Origin of the sequence: Flavobacterium xanthum (assembly GCF_900142695.1) — a bacterium.
Classification (GTDB): Bacteria; Bacteroidota; Bacteroidia; order Flavobacteriales; family Flavobacteriaceae; genus Flavobacterium; species Flavobacterium xanthum.
This window is the reverse complement of sequence record NZ_FRBU01000012.1, coordinates 66,694-79,531: the sequence shown is the minus strand read 5'-3', so window position 1 is coordinate 79,531 and position 12,838 is coordinate 66,694. Positions and strand designations below refer to the sequence as shown.

Genomic DNA, 12,838 nt, shown 5'->3' with positions numbered 1-12,838 from the left:
CTAAAAGGTGATAGTATCAATAGTGGTGCAAAAGAACAAAAATCAGTTATGGAAAAGTTCAAAAAATTGATTCAAAAAGCAAATGACTTCAATAAAGCCAATTTATTGTCTCCACAGCTTATAACTGTAGGTGACGAATTTCATGGAATTACTAGAGATCTAGATGCAGAAATAGGAATTTTAATTACGTTATGTAATTAATTAAGATAAAATATAAATACCTACAAATCAGAATATTGACTACATAATAGTATGAAGTAAAATAACAGAATCGTGATTGAAACCCAATGATTCCAGGAATAAAACCTTTAGATTTATTATAAAAGTAAACAATCTAATACAATGCACTATTTTAAATAATGCGTTCAAAATATTCAAAAATAGAACTGACAAATGGTCACTAGAAAAGTATTATAAAATTGTTTCTCATTCCATACCGTTTGAAGACTACGAATTCGTGTCTCAAAAGAGGAATCAAACCCGTTCCTTATTAAAGAAAAGAGAAAAAAAGCTAAATATGAAATCCTTTAATACGACCAAGAATACTATTAAACTTGATAAAACGATTTACAAATTATAATGCTGAATTAAAAAACGTTTTCTTTGGATAAGAAACTAAATTTTGAAGCTATTCAGAAATATCTTTTGGAATTTTATTTAATAATTTTGACGCTTTTTCTCTTTTTTTACTCAGTTGCAAGTCTGAATAGCGCTCCGATCCCTCTTTTGGGCTTACCCTTTTTTCAAAAATTAATCTTGCTAATAAATAACTCACTGTTGATTCAGCACCCTGATTTAAATTGAGATGTGTTTCTTCTAATCCGTCATAACATCCTCCTGTACAAGGATTATAAACAATTTGACTTAAATGATTATTGCCTAAAAACCAACTAAAGGCAATTTTCATTTTTTCTAAATAGTCTACTTCTTGAAAGATTTCGTAAAATTGATTCAGAGCCAAAATAGTATAAGCCACATCTATGGGTTGTTCTCCAAATTGATTTGGGCTTTTACCTTTAAGTTTCCAACCTTGATTTGAAATTACTTTAATCTGATTGTTTTTGAATATTATTGACAATAAAAAATCAAATGTTTTTTTGGCTATATCTTTATATAAATAACTACCAGAACTCATGGAAGCATAAAGCATTGCTTCTGGTAAAAGGCTGTTGGCATAAGTTAAATAATCTTCATACCAATCCCATTTTTTTTCTGAAACACCTCTGTATTTTGATACCAAGTTATCCGCAAGCGCAACAATCAAGTTTTCAATCTCTGTGCTTTTCTTCTTTAAATTATAATGGTATAGGCCTTTAATTGCAAAAGAAATTGCTCTTGGTGATTGAAATTTATTTATATAATGGAGCGATTTATCTAAAGCGAGTCTCACTTTTTCTATTCTTCGTTCAGGAAACAAATGTGCATAAGTCATAAATTCACCCAATGCCCAAATTGCTCTACCATTTGAATCTTCAAGATTTTCGTGATGGTTTTTTTCGAAATAATTACACTCAATATCTACATAATTTAGAAAAGATCCATCCGATTCTTGGCAAAATAAAATAAAATTTAAATAGGTATTTATCAGCTCTATATCGTCTAATTCACCAGTAAGGTAGTAATGTTTTGTAACAGCAATTAACGCTCTGGCATTATCATCAAGTGTGTATCCCGTTTCCAAATCAGGAATATCGATTGTAGAAAACTGAATCATCCCATGCTTAGCGGTCAGTCGTTTAATGTGCGCCAATGAAATTTCTGGCATTTTAAACTTCAAAGCATTTTGCTTTCCCTTACTAATTTCCTGCGCTAATTTAACGTGAGAAATGGCTATATTTTGCCAAGCCGTTGGATTAATTCGATGCAAAGCATTGGATCGCATTTGTTTTAATAATTTGGGGTCCAATAATAATTTTATTGCAGCATTCGCAAGTTGCCCTGAGCTTTTAAAATCAAAATTAATTCCCGCACCTTCTAGAAGTTCTTTTGAATGCGGAATTGGAGTAGAAATTATGGGGCAACCGCATGCCATTGCGTACGCTAAGGTGCCACTTACGGCTTGATTTGGATTTTTAGAAGTAAATAAATAGATGGTGGTCTGTTGCAAGTAATCGATTAAATCTTCAAGTGACAAGTAGCTGTTGATAAACTGGACATTGTTTTGAATGTTCAACTCCATTACCTTGGCACTTAAATATTCTCTGTACTTTTCTCCTTCATTTTTCACAACTTCGGGATGTGTTTTCCCGATAATCAGATAAATAACCGAAGGAAATTTCTTTATAATTTGAGGTAAAGCTTCTAAAGCTGTTTCTATACTTTTATCCTCGCTAATTAATCCAAATGTGGAGAGAACTAATTTATTCTCCAAATGAATTTTAGATTTCACACCTTTTTCCTTTGGAGAAATTAAATGGGTACCGTGCGGTATAACTTTTATTTTTTCATCCAAAATACCATAATCATTAATCAAAATTGCCGAGGAATTTTTAGTCATTACAACAATTGAATCGGAAAGTTGGGCAATTTTTTGAACAATTAGTTTTAAATCATGATCTGGTTTTGGCAAAATGGTGTGAAAAGTAGTTGCTACCGGTTTTTTTAAATGAGTTAACAATTCAATTATGTAGCTCCCATTTTTACCACTAAATAAACCAAATTCGTGCTCTAAAAAAACCATAAAGATGCGATCATCATTATTAATTTTTACCGCAAGTTCTTCATAATTGTCTTTTTCCGAAGTGATCAAATGATATTTTACTTCTGTGGGATACGTGGCTGTTGTTTTCTTGTTTTCTAAAGCACAAATTTTAACAGATACAGCACTACCAAATTTTTGAATAATACTATTTTTTAAATCTTGGCTATAGGTTGCTATCCCACATTCTCTAGGAGGATATGACGAAATTATCAATATTTCAGGGGATTCACCCTTTGGGATACTGACTAATTGTGTAATTTCATCCGTTTTATTGTTTTCTGATTCAACTGCAGGATCAATCAAATCTTTGAGTTTAAATAGCTGATTGTTGATTTTGGTATACGTAAGTGCTGTTTTCATTTTAGTAAGGATTTAGCATTAATTCTTCTATAATTTTTTAAACATAGCGGGGTAAAAGGGATAATTTTGGCTTTACTACTTCTTTTGATTACAGTCAAATTTCCCTCGAATTGACCTTATATCAAAGTTGAAAATTTTAACTCTCAAACCAAAAAATGCAAAACAAAACACTCGATTTTCGACCTAAATATTGCCAGGACTGAGAAAACGTACCTTTTAAAAAGCAAAACCAAATTATAAGGAATAATTGCTTTTTTTTTCAGAATCCCAATTTAGTCTTTAAAAGGAATATTTTGATGCAGTAAAGTGCAAAACAAAGTTGCGACTCTTGTCCTCTAATTTGTTACACTATTAAAGTTGAATATTACATAACTTACAGATTTTTGATATTTAACACGTCTGTCATCCAAATAAGGCGCATTCGTATTTCAAAAAATTAACAAGAACCAGAAATCACCATAAAAAGTATCTATTTTTAAAAAAGGCAAATCTATTTAGTCGTCACAAAAGAATTAGTTTCACTACTTTTACAATCATAAAAAACATAAAAATGTCTGTCGCTAAAAAAGATTACAAAAGGATTACCACGAAATCACTGATTGAGATGAAGGCTAACGGAGAAAAAATCTCTATGCTAACGGCTTACGATTACACTATGGCAAAAATCGTTGATAGTGCTGGAATCGATGTGATTCTTGTGGGTGATTCCGCTTCAAATGTCATGGCAGGTCATGAAACAACATTGCCTATCACTTTAGATCAGATGATCTACCATGCCTCCTCTGTAGTTAGAGCTATAGAAAGAGCTTTAGTTGTCGTGGATTTACCTTTTGGAAGCTATCAATCAGACCCGAAAGAAGCCTTGCGATCTGCTATTAGAATTATGAAAGAAAGCGGTGGACACGCAGTAAAGTTAGAAGGTGGTAAAGAAATTAAAGAGTCTATCAAGAAAATATTAAACGCAGGAATTCCTGTTATGGGCCATTTGGGATTAACCCCACAATCCATTTATAAATTTGGGACTTATACCGTTCGCGCTAAAGAAGAAGAAGAAGCACATAAGTTGATCGAAGATGCTAAATTACTTGAAAGACTAGGTTGCTTCGCCTTAGTTTTAGAAAAAATACCTGCACATTTAGCCGAGAAAGTAGCTCAGAGCATATCGATTCCTGTTATAGGCATAGGTGCCGGTGGCGGAGTTGACGGTCAGGTTCTAGTAATTCATGACATGTTAGGAATGAATAATGAATTTAGCCCTCGTTTCTTGAGGAGATATATGGATTTGTATGAAGGAATGACAAAAGCCATTGGCCAGTATGTTGCCGATGTAAAATCGAGTGATTTCCCTAATGCAAATGAGCAATATTAAAATAGACTCTTTAGATCGTTAGTTTTTTAAATTGTCAGACTAAAAAAAAGAAGATCATATATTTAAGGATTTGGAGATTTGGAAAAAAAGTAGCTTTTTTTCTTCTGAAATTATAAAGTCACTTTGTCTTTGCCCAGCGAAAAAAATTTTGGATTAACAAATCAATCAAGCGGGGCTTCTGTTTCTATTCCGTCAAATAGTGCTGAAGGACTGTCAAGACAATCGAATAAGGACTTTGCACAGTTTTAGAAATCGATATTGGTTCCGCTTATGAAGTCGAAACACAAATTCTTATTTCATCAGATTTGGGTTTTATAACTTCACTAGATTTAAAGCAGTTCGCAAATAAGCTAGATGAAATTGTAAAAATGACTTTAAGATTTAGAGCGACTTTATTAGAGACTTTCTTAAATTTTCAAACTGCAAGACTTGTATAAATAGCTAAACATCTAAAAAGTCTAATGATTTAAATTCCAATACTCTAAAAACCCAAATGAAAATAGTTTCAGACAAATCGAATCTCCAAATTCTGCACGAAGACAACCACCTTATTGTGGTCAACAAGCGTGTGGGCGATATTGTACAAGGCGATAAAACAGGCGATAAACCCTTGTCAGACGTTGTCAAAGAATACATTAAAGACAAATACAACAAACCCGGAGAAGTATTTCTAGGAGTGGTGCATCGGTTAGACCGACCAACAACTGGAATTGTCGTTTTTGCCCGCACTAGTAAAGCATTGACGAGAATGAATGAGTTGTTTAGTAACCGGGAAACTCAAAAAACCTACTGGTGTATTGTCAAAAATAAACCTTTAAAGTCTGAAGATAAACTCGTTCATTACTTAAAAAGAAACGAAAAAAACAACTCTTCAAAAGCACATTTAAAAGAAGTTCCCGACAGTAAACTAGCTAGTTTAGATTACAAAATAATTAAAGAACTCAACAATTATTTCGCTCTAGAAATCAATCTTCATACTGGCAGACACCATCAAATCAGGGCGCAACTTTCAGCTATTGGTTCCCCAATAAAAGGCGATTTGAAATATGGTTTTGACCGAAGTAATTCCGATGGTGGAATTCATTTGCACGCTCGAAAATTAGTTTTTACACATCCTGTAACTAAAGAAAATATTGAAATAGTTGCTGCAGTACCAAACGATGTGATCTGGAATGCCATTTAATTTTTATTAGAATAGTAACAAAATAGATACTTCAAAGACTTATACATTATAAAACAGGAATAATTTTTCCTGTTTTTTCGTTTTTATTTAGAATAGAAACTTGGATTAAAATAAAAATCTGTATTTTTAAAACTAAAATCATCCGATGAATCATAAAACCGACATAAATTACCGAAAAGAATCCTTAAAAAAACTATTACATGTCATTACAAAGCATGAAGAAGCGATCATTAAGGCTTTATATGATGATTTCAAAAAACCTGCTTTTGAAGCTGTTTTAACTGAAACCAATTATGTGATTAGTGATCTAAAAGAAACTATAAAAAATATAAGCTCTTGGGCTAAGCCAAAGAAAGTTAGTGCTTCGTTGTTGAATTTTCCTTCTTCAGATTATGTTTACAGTGAACCGTATGGCCATGTTTTAATACTTTCACCATGGAATTATCCTTTTCAATTAGCGTTATGTCCTCTTGTGGCCGCAGTAGCCGCTGGAAATAAAGTGACGTTAAAACCATCCGAACTTACACCACACACTGCCGCAATTATTTCCAAAATTATAAGTGAAACTTTTCCTGTAAAAGAGGTAGTAGTTGTCACGGGTGATGCTACTGTGGCGGCAGAATTGTTAAAAAAACGGTGGGATTATATCTTTTTTACAGGAAGTGTCGCTGTGGGGAAAATAGTAGCGAAGGCTGCCGCCGAAAACTTAACTCCTGTTACTCTGGAGTTAGGAGGAAAAAGCCCTTGCATTGTTGATGAAACGGCTAATTTAGAATTGAGCGCCCGTCGTATTGTATGGGGAAAAATTATAAATGCAGGACAAACATGTGTTGCTCCTGATTATATTTTGGTACATCATAAAATGAAGGACACTTTAGTGAAATTCTTAATTCTGGAAATTGAAAAAGCTTTAGGAGCAAATCCAGAAGAATCTCCTGATTATGCTAGAATTATCAATTTAAAAAACTGGGAACGTCAATTGAGCTTATTGGAAAATCAAGAAACGCTCTTTGGAGGAAAATCTACCAAAGAAAGCTTATACCTAGCTCCTACTTTACTCGACGAACCTAAAATGGACAGTAAAGTCATGCAGGAGGAAATTTTTGGTCCCATACTTCCCATACTTTCTTATAAAACAAAAGCAGATATTGAGAAAATAATTTTAAGCTTTGAAAAACCATTATCATTGTATTTATTTACTCAAAATAAATCCTTTGTTGATGAAGTATTACAAAAATATTCCTTTGGTGGTGGTTGTGTCAATGATACAGTAATTCATTTGGTTAACAATAAATTACCTTTTGGTGGTGTTGGAAATTCTGGTATGGGTGCTTACCATGGAAAATTGAGTTTCGATATTTTTTCCCATAAAAAAGCGATCGTAAAAAGAGGAACTTGGCTGGATTTACCGCTGCGCTATGCTCCATATAAAGATAAATTACAAACCATTCAAAAAGTATTGAAATGGATTTAAGCACTGAAAAATCAGTGAGCGAAGCTATTAAATACAGACGCTCTGTCCGTGTTTTTAAAAATGAAGCAATTGATATTCAAAAGGTAAAAGACTGCATTCAATTAGCGGCTCTTGCACCTACGAGCAGTAATATGCAGCTTTGGGAGTTCTACCATATAGTATCTCCAGATTGCATAGAGCAAATTGCGAAAGCAAGTTTTGATCAAAACGCAGCAAAAACAGCGCAACAATTAGTCATTGTTGTCACTAGAAAAGACCTTTGGCGCAAAAGAGTTAAATCAAATATTGAGTATCTAAAAACTCAATATGGCAATAAAGCGGAAGCCGATTATTCGAAGAGAGAAAAGTTTGCTTTAAATTATTATCAAAAAATTGTTCCTGCCCTTTATTTTGATTTTTTTGGAATCATTGGAATGATCAAATTTCTTGCTTTTCAAATTATTGGAATATTCAAGCCCATTTACAGGCAGGCTCGACAAAGTGATATGCGGATTGTAGCACATAAAAGTGCTGGACTCGCGGCACAAAATTTTATGATTAGTATGGCAGCCATAAATTATGATACCTGTCCCATGGAAGGTTTTGATTCGTTGAGAATTAAAAAAATATTACATTTACCCGCTTCTGCTGAAATAAATATGATTGTAGGATGTGGTATCAGAGCTACAAATGGTATTTATGGGGAGCGGTTCCGCATCCCTTTTGAAGAAACCTATTTTAAAATATAACCCATTAAATAATACCAAAACCAAATGATGAATACTACTCAAAATCGCATAGAAAGAATTAAAAATAATGGATACGAACTGGATTTTGGCACTGTTTTCAACCATGCATTCGAAAATTATAAAAAAATTGCGCTTTATGGCGGTTTAGTTCTTTTTGTATTTTTTTTCCTTTTAAGTATAGTAGCATTTGGCGTAATCATTGCCATTTTTGGTAGTGCCGCCACTTTAGAATTTCTAAAGCCAGAAAATTTAAGACCAGAAGCACTTTCCTTAAATATTTTATTAATTATTTCAGCAGTTTCCATTTTAATTGGTTCGTCCTTAAGCCCATTTACTGCTGGATTAATAAAAATGGCCTATTGCGCTGAAAGAGATGAAGAATTTCATGTATCAACTATGTTTGAGTTTTTTAAAGCGCCTTATTTCAAGGAACTTTTCATCGCTACATTACTCGTCTCTATAGTGAGCTCCACCCTCTCCGCAATAATTGATTATGCACAAATTCCAATTTTAGGTTTTGTTAATACCTTGACTGTCAATTTATTCACCATCTTAATGATTCCGCTTATTATTTTCGGCAAATTAAAAGCCGTTGAAGCTATACAAACAAGTCTTATGATTGTATCGAAACAACCACTGATTCTGCTGGGTTTAATTGTAGTTTCAGTTTTAGCAGTAACGGTGGGATTAATAGGATGTTGTATTGGAATTTTCTTTACTATTCCTTTTATGTATTCTTTATACTACGTAATTTATAGTGAAATAATTGGATTTGACACCGAAATTGAACAAGAAGCAACAATTTAATTAAAAATTATTTTTGAATAAAAACAATCACAGAAAGGGCAATCTGTTTTGGTTTTTAATTTAAAATAAATTACTAAATTGACAGCCAAAATAGCCCTCACTAATTTAATTTTTAACCTAAGCCAATACAATCTATGGTATTCTACTATAGCCAATTATATACTTCTCCACTTGAAATTATTTTCTTGGGGATCTCTAATTCATTGGCTATTAATGTGCTATTTAGTATTGTCGTTCTTATTTTAATCCTTTTTCTTATTTATAAAATTTTCAAATTAAGAAATGGACTAAAAAGTAATTTACTGGAAAAAAGTGCCAAAGCCATTACAAAGAAAAAGGAATATCAAATTTATCTTTTCTTTTTAGGAATTATACTACCCATTATAGAAATTACATTTGAATTTTTAAAAACTAGACCTAAAAGCTTGCTAGTAGTCAACTGCAGTATTGGGTTTGCCTTATTGGTCTTGTACTTTATCAGCACCAAATCTGCACTAATATTCAGAAATATTCAAAAAATTTTTACTGTTTGCTTTCTACTCTACTTTAGCTCAATTTGTAGAAATTTAATAGTAACTCCCACAGATCTTATTCCTATCGTAGCTTTCGCAGTAACGTTATTTTTTTCATACATCGTCCTCAAATCTTTAAAACTGTACTGGGGGTTTGTATTGGCGGTCATTGCCTATTTTGTTGTTATTTATGTTTTTGAATTAGTCCCATTTAAAACAATTTTAGTATTATTTATCAACTCTGCCGTAATAGTAATTATAAATTACATTCGCTTCATACTATGGATAAACCGCAATAATGTAACGAAGTTTAACAATCAAATTATCAACAAAGGAAATTCTCTCATTCTAGCAACAAATAAAAAAGGAGAAATTGTTTTTTGTAGTGAAAATGTAGAAAGTATTTTAGGGTATACTGTAGCCGAAGTAATGGGATTGGGTTACTGGAAAGTAACCGAAGATACTGAATTCTATGGGGAAGACTATCATACTAAGTTTAAAGTTGATCGAATTTTCACCCGAAAAGTTAAATGTAAAAATGGAGATTATAAGCAGATTCAGTGGAATGACAAGAAATTTTCTGATGATTTAATTATTGGCATCGGTCAAGATGTAACTAGTGAAATCAATTTACAAAATCAATATAAAAATTTAATTCAAAACGCAACGGATCTTATTTTTGAGGTAAACAACCTTGGCAATTTTATCTTTGTGAATGAATTTACAATTAAAACTTTAGGATACGATCCAAAAGAACTATTATCCCATCATTATTTAGAATTCATACGTGAAGATTACGGTACTAAAATCAGGAGCTTTTATCAGAATTTGTTAGAAAATGAGCAAGACTTTCCTACGATTGAATTTCCATTATTAAAGAAGAATGGCGAAGAATTATGGGTATCCCAAAAAGTAATTATCAATCGAAATGATACTGGAATACTAGTAGGATATTCCGGTATTGCAAGAGATATTACTAAGTTGAAAAATATTGAATTAGAAAATAAAATCCGTCAGAAAAAAACAGAAGATTACAACAGAACTATTAAAAAGCTATCCACAACCAATTTTAGTAATTACAAAAACCTGGATGTTAGTATAATGCAAATCATTGAAGCCGCTGCAAAAGCTACTAAATGCAGTCGCGTTAGTTACTGGAAGTATTCAGAAGAACTTATTACTTGTGAAAATTTATACGAATTAGAAACCAATACCTACAGCAAAGGATATGTTATTGAAAAGGAAAATTATCCTATTTACTTTGAATCTATAAAAAGCAAAAAACAAATTAGCGCACCAGATGTTTTAAAAAAATGGGAATTATCCGAATTCAAAGAAAATTATTTTTTAAAATATGATATCAAATCTCAACTTGACATCCCTGTTTTTATCAGTGGCGAATTAACAGGAACAATCAGCTTTGAAACGGCAAAAAATAAAAGGAAGTGGGATAATGACGATATTATTTTTGCCAGAACGATCTCTGACATTCTTTCGTTAACGATAATATCACATAGCAGATACGAGGCAGAAATAAAATTAGAGTATAAAAGTGAGCTATTATCTGCCATGGCACTTTGTACGGAGAAATTTTTGAACAGCAATGACATCAATGCTATTTTCTCCGATGTCCTGGTAATCATGGGAAAAGCGACTAAATCCCATAGAGCCTATTATTACGAAAATGATGTAAATACTGATCTAATTAGTCAAAAATACCGGTGGATAATACACAACATAAAACTATCTGAAAATAATATTAAACTTCAAAATTTACCACACGATTATTTTGAAGAACTCATAACACCCCTTTTAAATAATAAAATATATACCGCCTTAATTCCTAAAATTGAGAATATTTCTCTACGGAATAAACTAATTAATGTCGACGTTGTGTCTTTGATCCTTTTTCCAATCTTTGTAAGAAACAAATTTCATGGTTTCTTAGGATTTGATGACACCCATCAAGAACGATTATGGTCAGAGGATGAAGTCAATATTTTGCAAACATTAGCCAGTAACATTGCATCTTCAATTGAGCGTATTGCAAACGAGACCGCAATTAATGAAAGTGAAGAGAAATTCCGATTGTTAGCTAATAATATTCCTGGAACCGTTTATCTCTCTAATTATGATAAAAATAACACCAAAATATACATTAATGATGAAATTGAAAAACTAACAGGTTATCCTAAATCAAGTTTTATCAATAATGAATTATCTTTTATTGACTTGATTCATCCAGATGATAAAAAACAGACCATTACAGCACAAAAACATGCGATAGAAAACAAAAGAGCCATTCATTTAACGTACCGAATCATACACAAAGACAACCATGTAGTTTGGGTAGAGGAATTTGGTGATACCATTTATAAAGATGGAAAAATTGCATTTATCGAAGGCATTTTTATTGATATTACGGAGCGAAAAAAAACCGAAACCGCTATGCAACAAAAGGAATTAGCAGAAGCCGCCAACAAAGCTAAATCTGAATTCCTAGCTAACATGAGTCATGAAATTAGAACGCCTTTAAATGGAATTATTGGGTTCACTGATTTATTAATGAAGACTAATCTTGGAATTACGCAGGAGAAATATATGACCACTATCAGTCAATCCGCTCATTCCCTATTAGACATTATCAATGACATTCTTGATTTTTCAAAAATAGAAGCCGGTAAACTAGATTTGTACATTGAAAAATATGATATTCATGAATTGCTAAAACCTGTAATTGATTTAATTTTATACGAATCCAATCAAAAGAAATTAAATTTAGAACTTAGTATTGCATCCGATATTCCTAAATATTGCTGGTTAGACAGCGTGAGATTAAAACAAATATTAATCAATTTATTAGCCAATGCAGTAAAATTCACTCTAAAAGGCGCTATAAAATTAGAACTATCCTTAATCAAGGAATTAGATAATTCTGAAAATATAATTCGATTTGCAGTAATCGATACCGGAATTGGAATATTAAAAGAAAATAAGAAGAAAATATTTCAGGCCTTTTCGCAAGAGGACAGCTCCACCACTAGAAAATTTGGTGGTACAGGATTGGGTTTAACAATTTCGAATCAGTTGTTGGGCTTGATGGATAGTCATTTACAATTAGAGAGTACCGTTAATAAAGGAAGTACTTTCTATTTTGACTTAAAATTAAAAACTAGTAATGAAGCAACAGAAAGTGTGAGTCTATTCGATACAGATTTTAATGCTATCAAAGACATCGTAGTTAGGACCAATGTCACCACTAAAATAATTACCGTTTTAATAGTAGAGGACAACAAAGTAAACATGTTGTTACTCAAAACTATTATAAAAAACTTATCGGTACCTACTGCTATTTATCAAGTAGTAAATGGTCAAGAAGCTGTGGAGCAATTTGAAAAAATAAATCCAGATATTATTTTTATGGACATTCAAATGCCAATAATGAATGGTTATGAAGCCACAGAAATTATTCGGAATTTAAAATCCGGTAAAAAAGTGCCAATAATAGCCATCACTGCTGGTACAGAAAAAGAGGAAAAAGAAAAGTGTCTGAATGCAGGCATGAATGATTATATTCCAAAACCAATTATCAAAGGAATAATTGAAGATGCATTTTTAAAATGGGTTCAATAACCTAATCATAGGATTATTAATTATTGTTTTAAATTTGTATTTTTATATTTTGATTTAAATAACTAAAATAA

General features: G+C 32.0%; 8 protein-coding genes and 1 pseudogene. 8 read left to right on the top strand and 1 reads right to left on the bottom strand.

All coding sequences use genetic code 11. The features are described from left to right. The first annotated feature begins 48 nt into the window (after positions 1–48). A complete protein-coding gene (locus BUC11_RS16950; RefSeq protein ID WP_175547739.1) occupies positions 49–201 on the top strand; it encodes a hypothetical protein in 153 nt (50 codons plus the stop codon). 427 nt (positions 202–628) lie between these two features. Here the strand turns inward: BUC11_RS16950 and BUC11_RS07080 are convergent, their stop codons facing one another. Continuing rightward, entirely contained in the window at positions 629–3,061 is a 2,433-nt protein-coding gene (locus BUC11_RS07080; protein ID WP_084129551.1) for a glycosyltransferase, read from the bottom strand. Between the two features lie 550 nt (positions 3,062–3,611). On the opposite strand from BUC11_RS07080, the gene panB reads away from it, so the two are divergent. The 7 genes and pseudogenes from panB to BUC11_RS07045 all read left to right on the top strand — a co-directional run bounded on the left by panB (position 3,612) and on the right by BUC11_RS07045 (position 12,767). Next, on the top strand, positions 3,612–4,430 hold the full coding sequence (gene panB / locus BUC11_RS07075) for a 3-methyl-2-oxobutanoate hydroxymethyltransferase (protein ID WP_073352961.1): 819 nt from the start codon (positions 3,612–3,614) through the stop codon (positions 4,428–4,430). Between the two features lie 123 nt (positions 4,431–4,553). After that, positions 4,554–4,867 (top strand): annotated as a pseudogene (locus tag BUC11_RS07070) (four helix bundle protein). 56 nt (positions 4,868–4,923) lie between these two features. Next, on the top strand, positions 4,924–5,613 hold the full coding sequence (locus tag BUC11_RS07065) for an RluA family pseudouridine synthase (RefSeq protein ID WP_073352960.1): 690 nt from the start codon (positions 4,924–4,926) through the stop codon (positions 5,611–5,613). 145 nt (positions 5,614–5,758) lie between these two features. Further along, on the top strand, positions 5,759–7,087 hold the full coding sequence (locus tag BUC11_RS07060; RefSeq protein WP_073352959.1) for an aldehyde dehydrogenase: 1,329 nt from the start codon (positions 5,759–5,761) through the stop codon (positions 7,085–7,087). Next, positions 7,078–7,815 (top strand): nitroreductase family protein, encoded by a 738-nt coding sequence (locus tag BUC11_RS07055; protein WP_073352958.1) that lies wholly within the window; start codon positions 7,078–7,080, stop codon positions 7,813–7,815. Before BUC11_RS07060 ends, BUC11_RS07055 begins: the two co-directional genes overlap by 10 nt. 24 nt (positions 7,816–7,839) lie before the next feature. After that, complete coding sequence (locus BUC11_RS07050) at positions 7,840–8,622, top strand: hypothetical protein (protein ID WP_245793801.1); 783 nt, start codon at positions 7,840–7,842, stop codon at positions 8,620–8,622. 134 nt (positions 8,623–8,756) lie between these two features. Next, entirely contained in the window at positions 8,757–12,767 is a 4,011-nt protein-coding gene (locus tag BUC11_RS07045; protein ID WP_073352957.1) for a PAS domain S-box protein, read from the top strand. Positions 12,768–12,838: the final 71 nt, after the last annotated feature.

What these genes read in the sequence shown, in the direction of transcription:
- BUC11_RS16950 (WP_175547739.1), top strand. Translation starts at nt 49, where the DNA reads ATGGAAAAGTTCAAAAAATTGATTCAAAAAGCAAATGACTTCAATAAA.
- BUC11_RS07080 (WP_084129551.1), bottom strand. Translation starts at nt 3,061, where the DNA reads ATGAAAACAGCACTTACGTATACCAAAATCAACAATCAGCTATTTAAA.
- panB (WP_073352961.1), top strand. Translation starts at nt 3,612, where the DNA reads ATGTCTGTCGCTAAAAAAGATTACAAAAGGATTACCACGAAATCACTG.
- BUC11_RS07065 (WP_073352960.1), top strand. Translation starts at nt 4,924, where the DNA reads ATGAAAATAGTTTCAGACAAATCGAATCTCCAAATTCTGCACGAAGAC.
- BUC11_RS07060 (WP_073352959.1), top strand. Translation starts at nt 5,759, where the DNA reads ATGAATCATAAAACCGACATAAATTACCGAAAAGAATCCTTAAAAAAA.
- BUC11_RS07055 (WP_073352958.1), top strand. Translation starts at nt 7,078, where the DNA reads ATGGATTTAAGCACTGAAAAATCAGTGAGCGAAGCTATTAAATACAGA.
- BUC11_RS07050 (WP_245793801.1), top strand. Translation starts at nt 7,840, where the DNA reads ATGATGAATACTACTCAAAATCGCATAGAAAGAATTAAAAATAATGGA.
- BUC11_RS07045 (WP_073352957.1), top strand. Translation starts at nt 8,757, where the DNA reads ATGGTATTCTACTATAGCCAATTATATACTTCTCCACTTGAAATTATT.